18 protein-coding genes and 1 pseudogene are annotated in these 21,150 nt (G+C 74.8%); 13 read left to right on the forward strand and 6 right to left on the reverse strand.

The window, feature by feature from the left end; genetic code table 11:
* Window positions 1-215: 215 nt before the first annotated feature.
* Both IE271_RS37120 and IE271_RS37125 read left to right on the forward strand, forming a co-directional pair.
* Entirely contained in the window at window positions 216-824 is a 609-nt protein-coding gene (locus tag IE271_RS37120) for a transglutaminase domain-containing protein (RefSeq protein ID WP_190194883.1), read from the forward strand.
* Window positions 821-1,519 (forward strand): B3/B4 domain-containing protein, encoded by a 699-nt coding sequence (locus IE271_RS37125; RefSeq protein WP_190194884.1) that lies wholly within the window; start codon window positions 821-823, stop codon window positions 1,517-1,519. The genes IE271_RS37120 and IE271_RS37125 overlap by 4 nt, the downstream gene beginning before the upstream one ends.
* 16 nt (window positions 1,520-1,535) lie before the next feature.
* Here the strand turns inward: IE271_RS37125 and IE271_RS37130 are convergent, their stop codons facing one another.
* On the reverse strand, window positions 1,536-2,264 hold the full coding sequence (locus IE271_RS37130; RefSeq protein WP_190194885.1) for a lysophospholipid acyltransferase family protein: 729 nt from the start codon (window positions 2,262-2,264) through the stop codon (window positions 1,536-1,538).
* A 418-nt stretch (window positions 2,265-2,682) separates the two neighbouring features.
* Here IE271_RS37130 and IE271_RS37135 point away from each other — a divergent pair.
* From IE271_RS37135 to IE271_RS37150, 4 genes and pseudogenes are all read left to right on the forward strand, one after another.
* A pseudogene (locus tag IE271_RS37135) lies at window positions 2,683-3,091 on the forward strand (TlpA family protein disulfide reductase).
* A gap of 252 nt (window positions 3,092-3,343) precedes the next feature.
* Entirely contained in the window at window positions 3,344-3,856 is a 513-nt protein-coding gene (locus IE271_RS37140; RefSeq protein WP_190194887.1) for a flavin reductase family protein, read from the forward strand.
* Between the two features lie 229 nt (window positions 3,857-4,085).
* Window positions 4,086-4,871, forward strand: coding sequence for an electron transfer flavoprotein subunit beta/FixA family protein (locus IE271_RS37145; RefSeq protein WP_190194888.1), 786 nt, complete (start codon window positions 4,086-4,088; stop codon window positions 4,869-4,871).
* A gap of 59 nt (window positions 4,872-4,930) precedes the next feature.
* Window positions 4,931-5,893, forward strand: coding sequence for an electron transfer flavoprotein subunit alpha/FixB family protein (locus IE271_RS37150; RefSeq protein WP_190194889.1), 963 nt, complete (start codon window positions 4,931-4,933; stop codon window positions 5,891-5,893).
* A 102-nt stretch (window positions 5,894-5,995) separates the two neighbouring features.
* On the opposite strand, the gene IE271_RS37155 is transcribed toward IE271_RS37150, so the two are convergent.
* Window positions 5,996-6,901, reverse strand: coding sequence for an endonuclease/exonuclease/phosphatase family protein (locus IE271_RS37155; RefSeq protein WP_190194890.1), 906 nt, complete (start codon window positions 6,899-6,901; stop codon window positions 5,996-5,998).
* A gap of 223 nt (window positions 6,902-7,124) precedes the next feature.
* Between IE271_RS37155 and IE271_RS37160 the strand changes: the two genes are divergently transcribed.
* On the forward strand, window positions 7,125-8,426 hold the full coding sequence (locus IE271_RS37160; protein ID WP_190194891.1) for a DUF6986 family protein: 1,302 nt from the start codon (window positions 7,125-7,127) through the stop codon (window positions 8,424-8,426).
* A 64-nt stretch (window positions 8,427-8,490) separates the two neighbouring features.
* On the opposite strand, the gene IE271_RS37165 is transcribed toward IE271_RS37160, so the two are convergent.
* A complete protein-coding gene (locus IE271_RS37165) occupies window positions 8,491-9,477 on the reverse strand; it encodes a LacI family DNA-binding transcriptional regulator (RefSeq protein ID WP_373308900.1) in 987 nt (328 codons plus the stop codon).
* A gap of 252 nt (window positions 9,478-9,729) precedes the next feature.
* On the opposite strand from IE271_RS37165, the gene IE271_RS37170 reads away from it, so the two are divergent.
* From IE271_RS37170 to IE271_RS37180, 3 genes are all read left to right on the forward strand, one after another.
* Complete coding sequence (locus tag IE271_RS37170) at window positions 9,730-10,689, forward strand: ROK family protein (protein ID WP_190194893.1); 960 nt, start codon at window positions 9,730-9,732, stop codon at window positions 10,687-10,689.
* 498 nt (window positions 10,690-11,187) lie between these two features.
* Window positions 11,188-11,385 carry a hypothetical protein gene (locus IE271_RS37175; RefSeq protein ID WP_190194894.1) on the forward strand — a complete coding sequence of 66 codons (198 nt, stop codon included), beginning with the start codon at window positions 11,188-11,190 and terminating at the stop codon, window positions 11,383-11,385.
* 232 nt (window positions 11,386-11,617) lie between these two features.
* A complete protein-coding gene (locus IE271_RS37180; RefSeq protein WP_190194895.1) occupies window positions 11,618-12,664 on the forward strand; it encodes an NUDIX hydrolase in 1,047 nt (348 codons plus the stop codon).
* A gap of 157 nt (window positions 12,665-12,821) precedes the next feature.
* On the opposite strand, the gene IE271_RS37185 is transcribed toward IE271_RS37180, so the two are convergent.
* Window positions 12,822-14,177: a dipeptidase gene (locus IE271_RS37185; protein WP_190194896.1), complete on the reverse strand. Its 1,356-nt coding sequence runs from the start codon at window positions 14,175-14,177 to the stop codon at window positions 12,822-12,824.
* A gap of 192 nt (window positions 14,178-14,369) precedes the next feature.
* Between IE271_RS37185 and IE271_RS37190 the strand changes: the two genes are divergently transcribed.
* Window positions 14,370-15,629: a geranylgeranyl reductase family protein gene (locus IE271_RS37190; RefSeq protein WP_190194897.1), complete on the forward strand. Its 1,260-nt coding sequence runs from the start codon at window positions 14,370-14,372 to the stop codon at window positions 15,627-15,629.
* Between the two features lie 183 nt (window positions 15,630-15,812).
* On the opposite strand, the gene IE271_RS37195 is transcribed toward IE271_RS37190, so the two are convergent.
* Complete coding sequence (locus IE271_RS37195; RefSeq protein ID WP_190194898.1) at window positions 15,813-17,063, reverse strand: MFS transporter; 1,251 nt, start codon at window positions 17,061-17,063, stop codon at window positions 15,813-15,815.
* A 471-nt stretch (window positions 17,064-17,534) separates the two neighbouring features.
* The gene (locus IE271_RS37200; RefSeq protein ID WP_190194899.1) at window positions 17,535-18,680 is read right to left on the reverse strand and encodes a methyltransferase; all 1,146 of its coding nucleotides are present in this window, start codon (window positions 18,678-18,680) and stop codon (window positions 17,535-17,537) included.
* Between the two features lie 121 nt (window positions 18,681-18,801).
* Here IE271_RS37200 and IE271_RS37205 point away from each other — a divergent pair, with 121 nt between their 5' ends.
* Window positions 18,802-19,461: an alpha-ketoglutarate-dependent dioxygenase AlkB gene (locus IE271_RS37205; RefSeq protein ID WP_190194900.1), complete on the forward strand. Its 660-nt coding sequence runs from the start codon at window positions 18,802-18,804 to the stop codon at window positions 19,459-19,461.
* A gap of 39 nt (window positions 19,462-19,500) precedes the next feature.
* Entirely contained in the window at window positions 19,501-20,751 is a 1,251-nt protein-coding gene (locus tag IE271_RS37210) for an ROK family protein (protein WP_190194901.1), read from the forward strand.
* The last annotated feature ends 399 nt before the right edge of the window (window positions 20,752-21,150 follow it).

The raw sequence follows: 21,150 nt of genomic DNA on the forward strand, positions 1-21,150 counted from the left end.
GGCCTCCACCTACGCGCCTCGATGATCTGGCTCAGGGACCTCACCCGAGCCACCCCTTGATCGGAACTCAATACGGTCCCTAGTGCCGTGACCGGAGGGGTTCACCGGCTCACGACGCCCGGCACGGCACCAGCCGCCCTCCTTGACTGCATAGGTATGCGACCTCCCGTAAATCAATTGACCTGCGGCCGGTCGCGTCCCTATGCTCGCGCGGCATGCAGCTGATCCAGGAGAACCCCGACCTCTCCGCCTATCTGGCAGCCGACGAGGTCGTCGACCACGGGCATCCGCTCGTGCGCGAGACGGCGGCCCGCCTCGCCGCGGACGCCGATGACTCGTATGACTATGCGCGCCGCGCCTTCGAGTTCGTACGGGACGGGATCCCGCACTCCGCCGACAGCGGCGACCCGCGCGTCACCTGGCGCGCCTCCGACGTCCTCCGGCTGCGCACCGGTGTCTGCCACGCCAAGGCGCACGCCCTGGCGGCGCTGCTGAGAGCGGAGGACATCCCCGCGGGGTTCTGCTACCAGCGGCTGGGGGACGACGGCGGCGGTCACCTCGTGCACGGCCTCGTCGCCGTCCGGTTCCGCGGGGCGTGGCACCGCCAGGACTGCCGCGGGAACAGACCCGGCGTGGACGCGCACTTCTCGCTCGACGGGGAGCGGCTGGCCTGGGTGCCGGATGTGGAGTCCAATGAGTTGGACTATCCGGTCTTGTATGCTGAACCTCATCCGGTCGTGGCGCACGCGCTCCGGCACGCCCGCGACCGGGAGCACCTGTGGAAGACCCTTCCCACCGAACTCCCCCTGCGAGGCGGACGATGACCCCCACCCCCACCGTGTCCGACGAGGTCCGCGCCCTCGCGCCCGGCTTCACGCACGTCGCCGTCGAGGCGCACGGGCTCGTCAACGGGCCCAGCACGGACGCCAGTGCGGCGCTCCTCGACGACGCGGCCCGCCGTCTCGCCGCGCGGCTGGCGGGGCGGGCGCCCCACGAGGACCCCCACATGGCGGCCTGGCGGGAGGCGTACACCGCCTTCGGCGCCAAGCCGTCGCGCACCCGCAACTCCGCGGAGGCCCTGGCCCGCCGGGCGCTGACCGACGCCGGACTGCCGCGGATCAATCTCCTCGTCGACCTCTACAACGCGATCAGCGTCGCCCGGCTCGTCCCGGTCGGGGGCGAGGACGCCGACCTGATCCAGGGGGAGATGCGCCTGGTCAGGGCGCGGGGCGACGAGGACTTCATCACCGTCGCCGGGGGCGAGGAGACCGTCGAGCACCCCGAGCCCGGTGAGGTGGTCTGGCGCGACGACGCCGGCGTGACCTGCCGCCGCTGGAACTGGCGCCAGGGCCCGCGCACCCGGCTGACCGAGACCTCCACCTCGGCGCTCTTCCTGCTGGAGAGCCTGGCGCCCGAGCCCGTCGCGGACGTGGCGGAGGGCGCCGCCGAACTGGCCGAACTGCTGGAGAAGTTCAGCCCGGGGGCGCGGGTCACCGTCCACGCGCCCGTCTCCGGCTGAACCGCGCCGGGCGGCCTCAGCGCGCCTCGGCCGCCCGGACCTCTTCGGGGGTGGGCGCGGTGCCGCCGAGGTGCGCGGGCATCCACCACGTGTCGTGCGGCCCCTTGGGGCGTACGGGATAGGCGCGCTGCGCGGCTTCGAGGAGTTCCTGGACGCGGTCGCGCAGCCGCCGGGTGATCGCCCCGGCGTACTGGTCCTTGGGCGCCTCGATGGGCTCCCCGACCCGGATCGTGACCGGGATATGGCTGCGCCTGAAGTTGCGCTGGTGCCCCTTGGTCCACAGCCGCTGCGTGCCCCACACCGCCATCGGCACCAGCGGCACGCCGGCCTCCTGGGCCAGCCGCGCGGCACCGGACTTGAAGCTCTTCAGGGTGAACGACGGCGAGATGGTGGCCTCGGGGAAGACGCCGACCACCTCTCCCGAGCGCAGCGAGTCCAGGGCGTGCTGGTAGGCCGCCTCGCCCTGCTCGCGGTCCACCGGGATGTGCTTCATGCCGCGCATCAGCGGACCGGAGACCTTGTGCCGGAACACCGACTCCTTCGCCATGAAGCGCACCAGGCGCTTCTGCGGCAGAGCGGCCAGGCCGTTGAAGACGAAGTCCAGGTAGCTGATGTGGTTGCTCACCAGCACGGCGCCGCCCGAACGCGGAATGTACTCCGACCCCCTGCAGTCGATCTTGAGGTCCCACACCTTGAAGAGCGTGCGGGCGAAACCGATGACGGGACGGTAGACAAGTTCTGCCATGGACGGGCTGGACCCTTCTCTCTGCCTGGGAAGGGGAGGCTCCCGGCGGGAAAGTTACGGTGCCGTAGGTTTACGGCGTTGCGCAGATCGTGCCCCAAGAACGGACGGGTGACCAGCCCTGGTGCCGTTCCACGGCGAGATCCTCGTCACGTCCCGCACTCGATCCACCTCGGGCTTTTACCCCGCCTTTGACCTCCCACGCACCCGCGGCGCGCGTCCCGCGGGACGCCGCGGCCCGGGGCGACGCCGTCCCCGGGGCCGCGGCGTGGTGCCGGAACCCGACGTCAGCCGCGGCGCGGCGCCCCCCGCGGACCGCCGTGCGCGCGGCGGGCGGCGGTTTCGGACGCGCGGACGCCGGGCAGCCGGGAATCCTCCGGCCCTCCCGGACGCTGAAGCGGGGAAACGACCGAATCGGGACGTGCGCGGACGCGCGCGCGGTGCTCGCGACGCGAGCGGGCCGGACGGAGCGCCGCGACGGCGGCGGAACGGGAGGCGCGGTGCGCGAGCGTGTGGACCAGGGGCGGCTCGGCGCCCCGGAACTGGGGCGGGAGCCGGGGGAGCGCGCCACGCTCGTCCAGTTCTCCAGCGCCTTCTGCGCCCCGTGCCGGGCCACCCGGAGGGTCCTCGCCGACGTCGCCGCGCTCGTGCCCGGCGTGGCCCATGTGGAGATCGACGCGGAGGACAACCTCCCCCTCGTCCGCGCCCTCGGCGTCGTCCGGACCCCCACGGTCCTCGTCCTGGACGGCGAGGGCCGGATCGTGCGGCGCGCGGCCGGGCAGCCGCGCAAGGCCGACGTGATCGCCGCCCTCGGCGAGGCCGTCGCGTGACGGCGCCGGCGTCCGGCCCCCCGTGCCCGCCCTGTCCCGTGCGCGCCGCCGGCCGCCGATGTCCGGCGTGACCTCTCCGCGAGGCGTGCGCCGGCCGTCCGACGCGCTTGGCTGTATGTAGCACTTGTCCTCGGCCCGGTCCCGTGCCTCGGACCTCCCGTGCGTCTTCCCGCGCACTCCGCCGCCCGCGCGCGTGCCGACCGGTCCGTCGAGCGACCGGGAGGCCGCCCGTCCCCAGAGAAGGACACCCCGATGACGGCCTCACCCGGTCTCGGCACCTCCCGCACCGGCTCCGCCGATCTGTTCCGCTCCGTCTTCCGCCGGCACGCGGCGGGCGTCGCCGTGATCACCGCCCGGCGCGGCGGTGCCCCCGCCGGCTTCACCGCGACCTCGCTCACCTCCGTCTCCGCCGAGCCGCCGCTCGTCTCCTTCGGGATCAGCACGGCGGCCTCCAGCTGGCCCGCCGTCTCCGGGGCCGGACACGTCGGCGTCCACATACTCGGCGAGCACCAGGAGGGGCTGGCCGCGACCTTCGCCCGCAGCGGCGCCGACCGGTTCGGCGCGCCCACCGGCTGGCGCGAGGGCCCCGAGGGCGTCCCGCTCCTGGACGGCGTACTGGCCTGGCTCGTGTGCCGGGTCGTGGCGCGGGTGCCCGCGGGCGATCACCGCGTCGTCCTCGCGGAGGTGGTCCACGGCGACCCGTCCGCCGGGCCGGGACGGCCCCTGCTCTATCACCAGGGGCGCTTCGGTGCGCTGCGGGAATGAGCTGGTGGGCCGTGGCGCGGGGGGTCCTGCGCGACCGCCGGATTCCGATTACGCTGCGTTGCACAGGTCACAGTTCAAAGCGCTTGCTCAGCAGGCGCGAGCTGGGTGTACTGGTGAGTAATATTTCGTTCGGAGCGCAGGCCGCCCCGATCGGGACGGGCCGCTCGAGGCGCCTATGCTGCCTGCAGGAAGGCAGCACGGAAAAGACGATTGCAGTAGGGGAGCCGGCGTGAGCTTGAGGATCGTTGTCACTGTGAAGTACGTGCCCGACGCCACGGGCGACCGGCACTTCGCCGATGACCTGACTGTCGACCGCGAGGACGTGGACGGTCTGCTCTCGGAGCTGGACGAGTACGCGGTCGAGCAGGCGCTGCAGATCGCCGAGGAGGCGGACGACGCCGAGATCACCGTGCTGACCGTGGGGCCGGAGGACGCGAAGGACGCGCTGCGCAAGGCGCTGTCGATGGGCGCCGACAAGGGCATCCACGTCGAGGACGACGACCTGCACGGCACCGACGCCATCGGCACCTCGCTGGTGCTGGCCAAGGCCATCGAGAAGGCCGGCTACGACCTGGTGATCACCGGCATGGCGTCCACCGACGGCAGCATGGGTATCCTGCCCGCCCTGCTGGCCGAGCGCCTGGGCGTGCCGCAGGTGACGCTGCTGAGCGAGGTCTCCGTGGAGGACGGCACGGTCAAGGGCCGCCGGGACGGCGACGCCGCCTCCGAGCAGCTTCAGGCATCCCTGCCGGCCGTCGTGTCCGTCACCGACCTGTCGGGCGAGGCGCGCTACCCCTCCTTCAAGGGCATCATGGCCGCCAAGAAGAAGCCGGTTCAGTCCTGGGACCTGTCCGACCTGGACCTGGAGGCCGACGAGGTGGGCCTGGAGGGCGCCTGGACGAAGGTCGAGTCCGCCGCCGAGCGTCCGGCGCGCACCGCCGGCACGATCGTCAACGACGAGGGCGAGGGCGCCAAGCAGCTCGCCGAGTTCCTCGCGGGCCAGAAGTTCATCTGACGGCCCCCGAGTTCGCCGAACCGCCCCCGAACGCCTTCGTATCGCAGGAGAGCAATCCCATGGCTAACGTTCTCGTCTACGTCGACCACGTGGACGGCGCCGTCCGCAAGCCCACCCTGGAACTGCTGACGCTGGCCCGCCGCATCGGCGAGCCCGTCGCCCTCGCCCTCGGCTCCGGCGCGGAGAGCACCGCGTCCGCGCTCGCCGAGCACGGCGCCGTCAAGGTGCTGACCGCCGACGCCCCCGAGTTCGCCGACTACCTGGTCGTGCCCAAGGTGGACGCGCTGCAGGCCGCGGTCGAGGCCGTCTCCCCGGCCGCCGTGCTGGTGCCGTCCTCCGCCGACGGCAAGGAGGTCGCCGCCCGCCTCGCGCTGCGCATCGGCTCCGGCATCATCACCGACGCCATCGACCTGGAGGCCGGCGACGAGGGCCCGGTGGCCACCCAGTCGGTGTTCGCCGCCTCCTACACCACCAAGTCCCGCGTCACCAAGGGCACCCCGGTCATCACGGTCAAGCCGAACTCCGCCGCCGTGGAGGCCGCCCCGGCCGCCGGTGAGGTCGAGGCGCTGACCGTGTCCTTCTCGGAGCAGGCCACCGGCACCAAGGTCGTCTCCCGTACCCCGCGCGAGTCCAGCGGCCGTCCGGAGCTGACCGAGGCCGCGATCGTCGTCTCCGGCGGCCGCGGCGTCAACGGCGCCGAGAACTTCGCGATCATCGAGGCGCTCGCCGACTCGCTCGGCGCGGCCGTGGGCGCCTCGCGCGCCGCGGTGGACGCCGGCTGGTACCCGCACTCCAACCAGGTCGGCCAGACCGGCAAGTCGGTCTCGCCGCAGCTGTACATCGCCAACGGCATCTCCGGCGCGATCCAGCACCGGGCCGGCATGCAGACCTCGAAGACCATCGTGGCGATCAACAAGGACGCCGAGGCCCCGATCTTCGAGCTCGCCGACTACGGCGTGGTGGGCGACCTCTTCCAGGTCGTCCCCGCGCTCACCGAGGAGATCAAGGCCCGCAAGGGCTGACCGTCCCGGCAGGCGCACGCACGGCCGGGGCCCCGGCGACCGCCGCACGGTCGCCGGGGCCCCGGCCTGTCCGCATCTCCGGAAGTCCCGGGCCCCCAGGGCTCACCCCAGGGTCAGCGACGCCTGTACGGGCAGGTGGTCGCTCGGGAACTGGCCGTCCCTGGAGAAGGTGTCGACCGAGGCCCGGTGCACGCTCACGCCGGGCGAGGCGAGGATCCAGTCGATCCGGTCGCCGTCCGGCACCAGCGGGCGGTAGCCGTGGAAGGTCGCGTACGACGCGCCGCGCTCGGCCGCCGCGTCCCAGGCGTCGACGAGGCCGGCGCCCAGCATCGTGTCGTACACGGGGTTCTTGTGGGCGGCGGCGTTGAAGTCGCCGGTCACCACGAGGGGCAGGGAGCGGCCGAGGCCCGCGACGCGCTCGGCGATCAGCCGCGCGGCCCGCGCGCGTGCGTTCTGGCTCGCGTTGTCCAGGTGGGTGTCGAGGACGTGGAACTCCCGCCCGTCGCGCAGGTCGCGGAAGCGGACCCGGGTGACCATGCGGACAGAGCCGCCGCCCCAGGTGTTCGACCCGATCACGTCCGGGGTGTCGGAGAGCCAGAAGTGGTCGTACTCGACGGGGGCGAGCCGGCGGGTGTCGTAGAAGACGGCCATGAACTCGTCGCGGCTGCCGCCCGCGCGGCCCGTGCCGATCCAGGCGTAGTGCGGCGCGAGGTCGGCCTCGATGTCGCGGACCTGCTGGTAGAGGCCCTCCTGGGTACCGATGACGTGGGGCCGCTCCCGGCGCAGCAGGGCGCGCATGACGGGGCGGCGGGCGGCCCAGCTGTTGGGCTCCGCCGTGCTCGCGAAGCGCAGGTTGAAGGACATGATCCTCAGGGAACGGCCGAAACGATTCGCCGCCGCCGCGGCGGGCGTCCCGGAGAGCGCCGTGCCGGACAGGGGCAGAGCGGCGGCGGTGGCCACGGCGGTCTTCAGTCCCAGACGGCGGGTGACCCGGCTGCGGTGGGGCAAGGGAGGGCTCCTTCTGTGAGGGGCCGGCGGATGCCGGTGCGGTGGCGGATGCCGGACGGAGGGTGCGCGTCGCAGTGTCGAAGCTGGGCGTGAACATGTCGAGATGTGCGGGTGTCCGCCCGGGGAGGGGGTGTTGACCGGCGCCGGGGCCCGTGGCTACCTTCTTTCAACAGATTGTTGATTGCGAAGCGCGCCGTATCGCGGAACCCCGGGAGGGTGTGGCATGGGCCAGGACCGGCAGGAGAAGGTGGCGACGAGCCTCGCGGACGCGGTCGCCGAGGAGGTCGGCGCCTCCCTCGCCCCGGTCGACGCCGAGCTGGAGCGGCTTTACCCGGGGGACCCCGGCACCCGCCAGCCCGTCCACACCGTGTACGTGCCCGGCGACGTGTTCGCCGCGGACACGGTCCGCTCCTGGGGCGACGCCGCGCTCGCGCTCCTCGACGAGCACGCCCCGGACGCCGCCTCCTTCGCCGCCGTCCTCGGCCTCGCGGACGACCTCGCCGGGCCCGTGTACGAGCGGGTGCGCGCCAAGCTCGCCCGCGAACCGGTGGAGGATCTCCGCGTCGACTTCGAGGACGGCTACGGGCCGCGCCCCGACGCGGAGGAGGACGAGCACGCCGCCCGCGCCGCCCGGCTCGTTGCCGAGGCCCGCCGCGCGGGCACGGCCGCCCCGTACATGGGCATCCGCATGAAGTGCCTGGAGGCGCCCGTGCGCGCCCGCGGCATCCGCACGCTCGACGTCTTCCTGACCGGGCTGGTCGAGGCGGGCGGCCTGCCGGACGGGCTCGTCCTGACGCTGCCCAAGGTGACGTACGCCGAGCAAGCCGCCGCGATGGCGCGGCTGCTGGACGCGTTCGAGAAGGCCCACGGCCTGGAGCCCGGCCGGCTCGGCTTCGAGATCCAGATCGAGACCGCCCAGGCGGTCCTCGCGGCCGACGGCACCGCCACCGTGGCCCGGATGATCCGGGCCGCCGACGGCCGGGCCACCGGACTGCACTACGGCACCTTCGACTACAGCGCCTGCCTCGGTGTCGGCGCGGCCCACCAGGCGTCCGACCACCCGGCCGCCGACCACGCCAAGGCCGTCATGCAGGTCGCGGCGGCCGGCACCGGCGTGCGCCTCTCGGACGGCTCCACCAACGTCCTGCCCGTCGGGCCCACGGAGCGGGTCCACGACGCCTGGCGGCTGCACCACGGCCTCGTCCGCCGCGCCCTCGCCCGCGCCTACTACCAGGGCTGGGACATGCACCCCGGCCACCTCCCCACCCGGTACGCCGCCGTCTTCGCCTTCTACCGCGAGGGCTTCGAGCGCGCCGCGGAGCGGCTGGCCGCGTACGCCGAGCGCGCCGGGGGCGACGTGCTGGACGAACCCGCCACCGCCAAGGCCCTCGGCGGCCACCTGCTGCGCGGCCTGGACTGCGGCGCCCTCGACGACGAGGAGGTCACCCGGCTCACCGGCCTGACGCGGGAGGGCCTGGAGGCCTATGCCGCGCCGCGGCGCGCGGGCCTGACGGCGGGGGAGTGACGCGGACGTACGGTCACCATACCTGACATATCGTCACATATGGTGATCCGATGGTGCCGTGTCTTCAGACCGCGGGCGGGATCTCGCCCGAACCGCGGGTGATCAGCCGGGTCGGCAGCTCGATGCGCTCGGGGACGATCAGCCCGCCGTCGAGCTGCCGGAACAGGCGCTCGGCGGCGGTGCGGCCGAGCGCCGCGGCGTCCTGGGCGACGACCGTCACGCCCGGCCGGAGCAGGTCGGCCAGCTCGATGTCGTCGAAGCCGACGAGGGCGACGGGGCGGCCGCGCTCGGCGATGACGCGGACGACCGTGACCGTCACGCGGTTGTTGCCCGCGAAGACCGCGGTGACGGGGGTGGGCGCGGACAGCATCTCCTCGGCCGCCCGGCGTACCCGCTCGGGGTCGGTGACGCCCAGGGACATCCAGCCGTCCTCGACCTCGATGCCCGCCTCCTCCATGGCGGTCCGGTAGCCGCGCAGCCGCTCCGCGGCGGTGTGGATGCGGGGCATGTCGCCGATGAAGCCGATCCGGCGGTGGCCATGGGCGATCAGGTGGGCCACGCCGTCGCGGGCCCCGCCGAAGCTGTCGGAGAGCACCACGTCCGCGTCGATCCGCCCGGCCGGCCGGTCCACGAAGACGGTGGCGACGCCCGCCCGCATCTCCGGCTCCAGGTAGCGGTGGTCGTCGCCGGCCGGGATGACGACCAGGCCGTCCACCCGGCGCGCGCACAGCGCGAGGACGAGCTCCTGCTCGCGCTCGGGGTCCTCGGCGCTGGAGCCGTTGATCAGCAACGCGCCGTGCGCCCGCGCCACCTCCTCCACCGCGCGGCTGAGCGGGCCGTAGAAGGGGTCGGCCAGGTCCTCCAGGACGAGCCCGATGCTCGCCGTACGGCCCTTGCGCAGCACCCGGGCGCTGTCGTTGCGGCGGAAGCCCAGCGCCTCGATCGCCTCCTGGACCCGGCGCTCGGTGTCCGGTGTGACCCCGGGCTCGCCGTTGACCACGCGCGACACCGTCTTGAGACCGACTCCGGCACGCGCCGCTACGTCTTTCATGGTCGGACGGTTGCCGTAGCGGTTCACGGTTCGGCGGGCGGTCTCGGCCACGATGCGCTGTCCTGTCCTGTAGTGCACGGGGGGTGCGGCGGTCCAAAAGGTGCTGCCGGAAGGGTGTGGCGTCGAGCATAGAGCCTGGACAACGTTGTCAGATGCGGGAGAGACTGTCCATCGCATTCTCCGGCCTGCCCCTCCCCCACGCGGAAACCGGTCTGTACATTCCTCAAGGTCCACACGGGAGTTCTGACACTGATGCACACCGACCTCGTGGCCGCGCTCGACATCGGCGGCACCAAGATCGCCGGAGCGCTCGTCGACGGCCGCGGCCGGATCCTCGTGCGGGCCCAGCGCGCGACGCCCGCGCGGGAGGACGGCGACACCGTCATGGGCGCCGTCGAGGAGGTGCTGGCGGAGCTGCGCGCCTCCGCGCTGTGGAGCGGCGCGACGGCCGTCGGCATCGGCAGCGCGGGCCCGGTGGACGCCTCGGCGGGCACGGTGAGCCCCGTGAACGTACCGGGCTGGCGCGCGTACCCGCTGGTCGAGCGGGTCCGGGCCGCCACGGGCGGACTGCCCGTGGAGCTGATCGGCGACGGGGTGGCGATCACCGCGGCCGAGCACTGGCAGGGCGCGGCGCGCGGGCACGACAACGCGCTCTGCATGGTCGTGTCGACCGGCGTGGGCGGCGGCCTGGTCCTCGGCGGCCGGCTGCACCCGGGACCGACGGGCAACGCCGGGCACATCGGCCACATCAGCGTGGACCTCGACGGCGACCCCTGCCCCTGCGGGGCGCGCGGCTGCGTGGAGCGCATCGCGAGCGGGCCCAACATCGCGCGGCGGGCCCTGGAGGGCGGCTGGCGCCCCGGACCCGACGGCGACACCTCGGCCGCGGCGGTGGCCGCCGCCGCGCGGGCCGGCGACCCCGTCGCCCTGGCGTCCTTCGAGCGCGCGGCCCAGGCGCTGGCCGCGGGCATCGCGGCGACCGCGACGCTCGTCGAGATCGACATCGCGGTGATCGGCGGCGGCGTGGGCAAGGCGGGCGAGATCCTCTTCACGCCGCTGCGGGCGGCCCTGCGGAACTACGCCACGCTCTCCTTCGTCCAGCGCCTGACGGTGGCGCCCGCTCAGACGGGTACGGACGCGGGCCTGGTCGGAGCGGCGGCGGCCGTGCTCACCCGCACGCCCGCGACCACGGTGGCGGGCGTCGGGGGCTGAACCGCGACCGCGCGGGCGCCGGGACCGGACGGCCCCTGGGCGGAACGGAGCGGTGCGCCGCCCCGCGGCGGCGGGTGGCCCGCCGGGGCGCGGCGGCGGGGGCGGTACCGCGGGAGCGGGCCCGCCGGGCGGTGCCGCCGGGTGGTGCCGTGCGGGTGCGGCTCGGCGAAGGCGGGTGCTCGGGTGCGGCTCGGTGAGGGTGGATGCTCGGGTGCGGTTCGATGAAGGCGGGTGTTCGGGCCCGGCCGGGTGAGGGCGGCCGTGCGGGTGCGGGTGCGGGTGCGGCTCGGTGAGGGTGGGTGAGGGGGCCGTGCGGGGACGGCCCCACGGGACGGTCCGCCCGTTTTTGTCCGACGGCGTCCGATGAGGGACCGGCGGCCGGACGGCTCCGCGCGGCGGGCGGTGCCGCGCGGTGTCCGGTACCACGCTCCCGAATTCGGTCGTTGATTCGACGGGATACGGCCGTGACCCCGTGCCCGGAGGGGAGTTGAGCCGGGCATGAAGAAGCGAAGCATGCTCGCCGTTGCCTCCCTCGCCGCCGGGTTCGTCGTCGCGGCCGTCACCCCGTCCCACGCGGTCGGCGCCGACGCGACCGGCGGTCTGAACCTGGAGGACACCCTCAGCACCCTCGACCCCGGCCAGACGGTGGCGGAGGACAGCCTGGACACCGGCGACGGGCTGCTGCCCAACGGCTGACGGCCCCCGCGCGCGCCCCGCTCCGAGCGACACACCGCCCGGAGCGGGGCGCCGTCGTTGGGTGGCGTGTGCTTTCGCGACACCGGCGCGTGGCGCGTTCCCGGCAGATTTCCGCGCCGACGTGGCCCGCCGCGGCCCGGAAAGGACCGCTTTCTGCCGCGTCAACAGGGGCTGGTTTCCCCTGCGGGGTGGAGCGGGCAAGCCACAGGGGGCCAACGGAAGAGGGGGAACCGTGATCGTCTGGATCAACGGTGCGTTCGGTGCGGGCAAGACAAAGACCGCACGGGAACTGATCGACCTGATCCCTAACAGCACGCTCTTCGACCCCGAGGTCGTGGGTGCGGGGCTGGCGCAGCTGCTGCCCGCCAAGCACCTCGCCGAGGTCGACTCCGTCCGGGACCTGCCCGTCTGGCGGCGGCTCGTGGTCGACACCGCGGCCGCGATGCTCGCCGAGCTCGGCGGCGTCCTGGTGGTCCCCATGACCCTGCTGCGCCAGGACCACCGCGACGAGATCTTCGGGGGCCTCGCCTCCCGCAGGATTCCGGTGCACCACGTGCTCCTCTCTCCGGCGGAAACGATCCTGCGCGCCCGCCTGGCGAGCCGCGGCGCCCCGTCCGGCGCCGAGGGCACGCCGGCGCGGCGGTGGCCGGAGGACGCGATCGCGCCCTACCGGGCCGCGCTCGGCGGCTGGCTGACCGCCGACGCCCACCCGGTCGACACGAGCCTCCTCACCCCGTACGAGAGCGCCGTGCGCATAGCGGAGGCCCTCCGGACCGGGGCGGTGCCCCCGTGCGACATCGTGCAGACCCCCGAACCCACCGCGGAGACCCTCGCCGCGGGCGTGCTGCTCTTCGACGAGCGGGACCGGGTGCTGCTGGTCGACCCCACGTACAAGGCGGGCTGGGAGTTCCCCGGAGGCGTCGTGGAGCCGGGCGAGGCGCCCGCGCGCGCGGGGATGCGCGAGGTCGCCGAGGAGACCGGCATCACGCTCGACGAGCCGCCCCGGCTCCTCGTGGCCGACTGGGAGGCCCCCCGGCCGCCCGGGTACGGAGGACTGCGGCTGCTCTTCGACGGCGGCCTGCTGGCCGGCGACGAGGCCCGCCGACTGCTGCTGCCGGGCCCCGAGCTGCGCGGCTGGTGCTTCGCCTCCGAGGAGGAGGCCGCCGGCCTGCTCCCGCCCGTGCGCTACGAGAGACTGCGCTGGGCCCTGCGGGCACGGGAGCGCGGGGCCGCGCTGTACCTGGAGGCCGGGGTGCCGGTGGGCGAGCCGCACCTGTAGCGCGCCCGCCCGCGGAGCCCGGCCGTACGCGGGACCGGGCGGGCCCCCGCCGCACGGCGGGGGCCCGTGCGCGCCGCGGCCGGACGGGGAACACCCGCCGTCCGGCCGCGCGGAGCGCGGAAGGCGCTCAGCTCGCCGCGTACTTGCGCAGGAACGCTCAGCTCGCCGCGTACTTGCGCAGGAACAGGGCCTCCGCGACCGACAGGCGCTCCAGCTCCTCGGGCGACACGCTCTCGTTCACCGCGTGGATCTGCGCCTCCGGCTCGCTCAGGCCGATCAGCAGGATCTCCGCCTGCGGGTAGAGCGACGCGAGGGTGCTGCACAGCGGAATGGAGCCGCCCTGGCCCGCGTACTGCATCTCCTCGCCCGGGTAGGCCTCGCCCATCGCCTCGGCCATCGCCGCGTACGCGGGGCTGGTGGTGTCCGCGCTGAACGGCTGGCCCTGGCCGACCTGTTCCGTGCGCACCCGGGCGCCCCACGGCGTGTGCGCCTCCAGGTGGGCCTGGAGCAGCTTGGTGGCCTCGGCGGCGTCCACGCCCGGCGGCACCCGCAGGCTGACCAGCGCGCGGGCGCCGGCCTGCACCGACGGGGTGGCGCCGACCACCGGCGGGCAGTCGATGCCGAGCACGGTGACCGCCGGGCGGGCCCAGATGCGGTCGGCGACCGTGCCCGAGCCGATCAGCTCCACGCCGTCCAGCACCTTGGCGTCCTTGCGGAACGCCTCCTCGTCGTACTGCAGCCCGTCCCAGCGTCCGTCGCCGGCGAGCCCGTCGACCGCCGTGGAGCCGTCCTCGGCGCGCAGCGAGTCCAGGGTGCGGATCAGGGCGCCCAGCGCGTCGGGGGCCGCGCCCCCGAACTGCCCGGAGTGCAGGTTGCCCTCCAGGGTGTCGACCTCCACGCGGACCATGGTCATGCCGCGCAGCGCCGTGGTGGCCGTGGGCACGCCGACGCGGAAGTTGCCCGAGTCGCCGATGACGATCGCGTCGGCCTCCAGCAGCTCCGGGTGCTCCTCGGCGTAGCGCTCCAGGCCGCCGGTGCCCTGCTCCTCCGAGCCCTCGGCGATCACCTTGACGCCGACCGGCACGCCGCCGTTCGCCTTGAGCGCCCGCAGCGCCAGCAGGTGCATGATGACGCCGCCCTTGCAGTCGGCGGCGCCGCGCCCGTACCAGCGGCCGTCGCGCTCGGTCAGCTCGAACGGCGGCGTCGCCCAGCCCGCCTCGTCCAGCGGCGGCTGCACGTCGTAGTGCGCGTACAGCAGCACGGTCCTCGCGCCCTCGGGGCCCGGCAGGAAGCCGTACACCGACTGGGTGCCGTCCGGGGTGTCGAGCAGCGCGACGTCCTGGAAGCCCTCGGCACGCAGCGCGTCGGCCACCCAGTTCGCGGCCCCCTCGCTCTCGCTGCGCGGGAACTGCTCGAAGTCGGCCACCGACTTGAAGGCCACCAGTTCGGCGAGCTCCGTCCGCGCCTGCGGCATCAGGGAGGCGACGGTCTCGGCGACCGGATTCGACGGCATGGGCACGCTCCTTGTAGGTGCGACGTTGTCCTGGTGAGGACCTGGTCCTGATGAGTACGTGTGCGATGCACGCGTCAAGGGACGGTACCGCGCGTGCGGTGCAGATCCTCCCACAGCGGCCTGCGGCGACGCCCGCCGTAGGATGCGGGGGTCAGGTGCGACAGGCGGCTGGATCGGGAGCAGTAGACCATCGTGAGCAGCGAGAACTCCTCGGCGGACGAGGCGCAGCGGGTGTGGGACGTCGTCGTGGTGGGCGCGGGCCCCGCGGGGGCATCGGCGGCCTACGCGGCAGCGGTCGCGGGACGCCGCGTCCTGCTGCTGGAGAAGGCCGAGCTGCCGCGCTACAAGACGTGCGGCGGCGGCATCATCGGTCCCTCACGCGACGCGCTGCCGCCCGGCTTCGAGCTGCCGTTCAAGGACCGCGTGCACGCCGTGACCTTCTCCAACAACGGCCGCTTCACGCGCACCCGCCGCTCCAAGCACATGCTGTTCGGGCTGATCAACCGGCCCGAGTTCGACCAGCAGCTCGTCGAGCACGCGCAGAAGGCGGGCGCCGAGCTGCGCACCGGCGTCACCGTCACGCGCGTGGAGCAGCACGGCTCGGCCGTCCCGGACCGCCGTACGGTCGCGGTCGTGCTCCAGGACGGCGAGACGGTCCTCGCGCGCGCGGTCGTCGGCGCGGACGGCAGCGCCAGCCGCATAGGGGCGCACGTCGGCGTGAAGCTCGACCAGGTCGACCTCGGCCTGGAGGCGGAGATCCCCGTGCCCGAGACCGTCGCCGAGGACTGGAAGGGCCGCGTCCTCATCGACTGGGGCCCGATGCCCGGCAGTTACGGCTGGGTCTTCCCCAAGGGCGACACGCTCACCGTCGGCGTGATCTCCCGCCGCGGCGAGGGCGCCGCCACCAAGCGGTACCTGGAGGACTTCATCGGGCGCCTGGGGCTCGCCGGCTTCGAGCCGAGCATCTCCTCGGGGCACCTGACGCGCTGCCGCGCCGACGACTCGCCGCTGTCGCGCGGCAGAGTGCTGGTGTGCGGGGACGCGGCGGGCATGCTGGAGCCGTGGACCCGCGAGGGCATCTCCTTCGCGCTGCGCTCCGGGCGGCTCGCGGGCGAGTGGGCGGTGCGCATCGCCGAGGCCCACGACGCGGTGGACGCCCGCCGCCAGGCCCTGAACTACGCCTTCGCGATCAAGGCGGGCCTGGGCGTCGAGATGAGCGTCGGCAAGCGCATGCTCGCGATCTTCGAGCGGCGCCCCGGAGTCTTCCACACCGTCCTGACCGGCTTCCGCCCGGCGTGGAAGGCGTTCGCCGGCATCACGCGCGGCTCCACCACGCTCGGCGAACTCGTCCGCAGCCACCCGCTGGCCGGGCGGGCGCTGAACGTGCTGGACCCGGTGGCGCCCAGGACTGCAAGGACCGCCGACCCCGCCGAGGCCTCCGAATCCGCCTGAGGCCGGGTTCCCGGGGCCGTCCGGGGCCGGGTACGCCCTGCGCGGTACGGGTGACGGAGGCGGGGACGCGGCGCGGACGCGTCCCCGCGCGGTGCCGCGGCGCGCGCCGGTCGCCCCGCGCGGTGTCACGGTCCGCGGCAGCCCGGCAGCCCGGCAGCCCGTCCGGTGGTGCGCGCCGGGCCGTCAGCCCGCCGTCGCGTGCCGTGTCGCGTACCCGATGGCCGCCGCCACCGCGGCCAGCGCCGCGACGCTGGTGAGGGCGGCGGGCAGGGAGAACCAGTCCGCCATGAAGCCGATCACGGGCGGCCCGAGCAGCATGCCGCCGTAGCCGAGGGTGGACGCCGTGGCCACCCCGCCCGGACCGGCGAGGGCGCCGGCGCGCTCGACGGCCACGGGGAAGATGTTGGCCAGGCCCAGGCCGGTGACGGCGAAGCCGAGGAGGACGGCCCACACCGCCGGGGCGAGCGAACCGACCAGCATCCCGGCCGCGGCGGTCGCGCCGCCCGCCACCACGGTGCGGGTCCGGCCCAGCCGCTCCAGGAGGGCGGTGCCGCTGAGCCGTCCGACGGTCATGGCCAGCGCGAAGCACGAGTACCCGGCCGCCGCGACACCGGGACGGGCGTCCAGATCCTGTTCGAGGTGGAGGGCGCCCCAGTCCGCGAGGGCGCCCTCGCCGTACGCCGTGCAGAGGGCGATCAGGCCGAAGACGAGGACGGGCCCGCGGGTGTGCCCGGCGGAACGGCGGCGCCCGTCCGGTCCGCCGGGTTCCCCCGGCCCGCCGGTCCCCTTCGGACCGGCCGCGTCCTCGGGGCGCTCGCGCGCGGGCGGCGGCGCGGGCGGTCCGACGCGCAGCAGCGCGCGTCCCGCGACGGCCGTCACCAGCAGTCCGACCGCCGTGAGGGCGGACAGGTGCCAGGCCGGGGAGAGGCCGCCCGCGACGAGGCCGCCGAGCCCCGCGCCGACCATCCCGCCCAGGCTGAACGCCGCGTGGAAGCTCGGCATCACGGGCCGCCGCAGCACGGCCACGAGATCGACGGCGGCGCTGTTCATGGCCACGTTGATCCCGCCGTACGCGGCGCCGAACACCAGCAGGACCAGGCCGAGCGCGAGCGCCGAGTGCGTGAGCGGCGGCAGGGCGACGCTCAGGGCCAGCAGGACGCCGCAGGCCACCGTCACCGGGTGGCTGCCGAACCGCCGGCACAGCCGTCCGGTCAGCGTCATCGTGACCACGGCTCCCGCGGAGACACCGAGCAGCGCCATCCCGAGCGCGCTCGCCGAGGCGCCGGTCTGCTCCTTGATCGCCGGGATGCGGACGACCCAGCCCGCGAAGACGAAGCCGTCCAGGGCGAAGAAGGCGGTCAGGGCGGTACGCAGCCGGACGAGCGAGGAACTCGGCGCGGTGGTGTGCGGGCGTAGTTTGTTTATTAGCGGCACAAACGCAGCCTAAGTGCGCGCTCGGTTGAGGACAAGGGTGTTCAGCTGTGCGGAACGGGAGAGTGCGGGCAAGGGAACGCGCGGTGCGCCGGAGAGCGGAAGAGGGGAAGCGGGGAGGGGGGAGCGGGAGAACCGGCAGAGCGGCAGAGCGGCAGAGCGGAAGAGGGGGCCGACGTGGGGCTCCGGGCGACCAGGACGGCTCCGGGCACGGTGGGTCCGGACGCGGACCGGAACTGCCCGCGGTGGCCCGCCGGACCACGGTGGCCCCCCGTGGTGCCTGCGCGGACCGCGGTGGCCTGCCCGTAGCGTCCGGCCTGTTCGCGGCGGCGCGCCCGGGGCATGGCGCGTCCGGCCGGAGCACCGCCCTCGCTCGCGGTGGCCCGCTCGGGTCACGGTGGCCGTCCGGAGTGGCCGCTCGGATCGCGGTACGCCCGCCCGGAGCGCCCGCCTTGCTCGCGGCAGCCCCGATGCCTACTTCTTGACGGCCTGCAGGATCACGAACTTCGCGTCCCCGGCGACCAGCCGGCTGTTGCCGAAGATCCGGCGTAGCTTCACGTGGTAGCCGAGGTGCCGGTTGCCGACCACCCACAGGGCGCCGCCGGGCCGCAGCGCGCGCCGCGCCCCGGTGAACATCCGCCAGGCCGTGGCGTCGGTCGTCGCCTGGTGCGAGTGGAAGGGCGGGTTGTTGAGCACGAGATCGACACTGTCCGCGGGCACCCCGCTCAGCGCGTCGCCGACCCGGAACTCGGCCCTGCCCCCGGCGTTCTCCCGGTACGTCGCCTCCGCCGAGGCCACCGCCTGGAACGACTCGTCCACGAACAGCACCTCGGCGTCCGGGTTGGCCAGCGCCACCGCCGTGCCGACGACGCCGTTGCCGCAGCCGAGGTCCACGACCCGCTCGGCCCCGCGGGTGCGGGGGAGGTGCCCGAGGAAGAACCGGGTGCCGATGTCGAGGCGTTCGGCGCAGAAGACGCCGGCGTGGTTGACGACGGTGCGGCCGGAGACGGGGCCGACGCCGTCGGGGAGGGCGTAGCGGTGCGGCCACGGGTTGACGCCGGACCCGGCGAGGGCCGGGTCCGGGGTGCAGAGGATCAGCCGGGCCTTCTTCTGCGCGAGCGAGGTCTTCGTGGGGCCGAGGATCCGCTCGAAGAGCCGCAGCGTCGAGGTGTGGATCTCCTTGACCATGCCGGTGCCGACGACGAGCGTCCCCTCGTGCACGGCGGGCGCGAGGCGCAGCAGCTGGTCCTCCAGCAGAGCCAGGCTCTTGGGCACCCTCACCAGCAGGACGTCGACGCGCTCGGGCGGGGTGTCGCGCGTGGTGAGCAGCCGTACGGAGGCGGGGTCCAGGCCGTTGCGCGCGAGGTTCGCCCGGGTCGCCTCCTGGGTGAGGTAGGACTCGGTGATCTGCGTCGGCCGGTGCTCCGCGAGCGCCGTGACCAGCGCGCCCCAGCGGTCGCCGACCACGACGACGTGGCCGCCCCGGGGCTGTCCGCTCTCCGCGAGGTGCCGCAGCAGGTACTCGTCGGCGGCGTCCCAGGCGCGCAGCCGGTCGCGGGGGTCTTCGGGGAAGCGGGCCAGCGCGAGCTCGCCCCAGGGGGTGGTCAGTCGGTCGTCCATCGTCCGGCAAGGCTAACCGAGTCGCGGGTCCGGCCCCGCCCGCGCGCTGCCCGCCGGGCCAGCGACGGCCTTCCGGGACGCCCCCCGGGCCGCGGCGGGCGGGGATGAGAGATTGAGGGGCATGGACGCCGAACTGTTTCCCAGGAGCCGCGTCGAGGTCGCCCCGGGCGCGGTCCACGTCCCCGAGTGGCTGACCCCGTCCCAGCGGCGCGGACTCCTCGACGCGTGCCGCGCGTGGGCGCGTCCGCCCGCCGGGCTGCGCACGGTCCGCACGCCCGGCGGCGGCACGATGACGGCCCGGCAGGTCTGCCTCGGGCGCCACTGGTACCCGTACGGGTACGCGTCCACCGTCGTCGACGGTGACGGCTCCCCGGTGAAGCCCTTCCCCGGGTGGCTGGGCGACCTGGGCCGCCGGGCGGTCGCCGACGCGCTCGGCCCGGACGCCGCCGCGGACGCGCCGTACGACATCGCGCTGATCAACTTCTACGACGCGCGGGCCCGCATGGGCATGCACCGCGACAGCGACGAGAGGTCCGGCGCGCCGGTGGTCTCGTTCAGCCTCGGTGACACCTGCGTCTTCCGGTTCGGCACCCCCGAGTCGCGGTCGCGGCCCTGCACGGACGTGGAGCTGCGCGACGGCGACCTCTTCGTGTTCGGCGGCCCCTCGCGGTTCGCGTACCACGGGGTGCCCCGCGTGCGTCCGGGCACCGCGCCGCCGGAACGGGGCCTGACGGGCCGTCTGAACATCACCCTGCGCGTGAGCGGATTCGCGGCGGACTGAACGGGTGGAGGGTGCGCGGATCATGGGAGACTCGCCCTCATGAACGGCAAGGCGGCCCCCAGGACGGCAGGGGAAGGACTCACGAGGACGCGGCCGCGGCTGGACCGCGGGCGCGGGGCGCTGGGTCCCGCCCTGGAGCTCGTGCACACGGGACGCGCCCCGACGCGCGCCGTGCTGACCGCCGAGCTGGGGGTGACCCGGGCGACGGCCGGCGCCGTCGCCGCGGAGCTGGAGGCGCTCGGCCTGATCCGGGTCGACGCGCGCCCCAGCGCCCCCGCCGGCGCGCAGGGGCGGCCCTCGCACCGCCTGGAGGTCGCCGAGGACGGCCCCGTCGCCCTCGCCGCCCAGGTGCACGCCGACGGGTACCGGGCCGCGCTGGTCGGCCTCGGCGGCCGGATCGTCGCCACCGCGCCCGGCTGCGAGACCGTCGACGCCGACCCGGCGAAGGTGCTCGGCTCCGTCGTCGAGGCGGGCGCCGGGCTGCTGCGCGAGACCGGGCGGCACTGCGTGGGCGCGGGCCTCGCCGTGCCCTCCGCGGTCGCCGAGCCCGAGGGCACGGCGCTCAACCCGCTCCACCTGGCGTGGCCCGCGGGCGCGCCCGTACGGCAGATCTTCGCCGAGCGGGTGCGCGCGGCCGGCATCACGGGCCCGGCGTTCGCCGCCAACGACGTCAACCTCGCCGCGCTGGCGGAGCACCGGCACGGCGCGGGCCGCGGCGCCCGCGACCTGCTCTGCGTGGCCACCGGGCACCGCGGCGTCGGCGGCGCGCTCGTCCTCGACGGCCGTCTGCACACGGGCAGTTCGGGCCTCGCGCTGGAGGTCGGCCACCTCACCGTCAACCCCGAGGGCCGCCCCTGCCACTGCGGAGGCCGCGGCTGCCTCGACGTCGAGGCCGATCCGCTCGCCTTCCTCACCGCGGCGGGCCGCGGCGACCCCGGCCCCGACGTGTCCCTGCTGCAGCAGGCCGACGAGCTGATCCGCGGCCACTACGACGACCCGGCCGTGCGCACGGCCACCGAGGCGCTGATCGACCGCCTCGGCCTGGGCCTGGCCGGACTGGTCAACATCCTCAACCCGGACCGCATCGTCCTCGGCGGCCTGCACCGCACGCTCCTCGGCGCCGACCCCGAGCGGCTGCGCGCCGTCGTCGCCGACCGGAGTCTGTGGGGGCAGAGCGGCGGCGTCCCGATCCTCGCCTGCTCGCTGGACCACAACAGTCTGGTGGGCGCCGCCGAACTGGCCTGGCAGCCGGTCCTGGACGACCCGTCGGCAGCACTCGCCGCGGCCTGAGGACACCCGGCGCCGGCCCCCACCCGTCGACGGCCCCTCGCCCGACACGGCTTTGCGCTCGTCAGCGGCCCTCGCCCGGCACGGCTCCGCGCTCATCAGCGGCTCCTCATCCGGCACGGTCCCTCGCCCGACAGCGGCTCCTCGCCCGTCAGCGACTCCTCATCTCATCCGACAGCGGCTCCTCGCCCGGCGCGGCACGAAGACCTGCGCGAGCGGGCACGGGGTTCCTCCGCGCGTCTCCGTGCGCGCCCGCCCGCGACGGTCCGCCGAGGTTCGCAACGGTCCGCGGCGGCGGAGCGCGGGTGACGGGGGCTCACGAGCCGTGCGGGCGCGGCGTCCACGCGGCCGGGACACGTCCGGCACGTCGAACACCTCGCTGTGCGGCGCGCCGAGCCGGTC

It is taken from the genome of Streptomyces minutiscleroticus (assembly GCF_014650875.1).
In the GTDB taxonomy this organism is placed as follows: Bacteria; Actinomycetota; Actinomycetes; order Streptomycetales; family Streptomycetaceae; genus Streptomyces; species Streptomyces minutiscleroticus.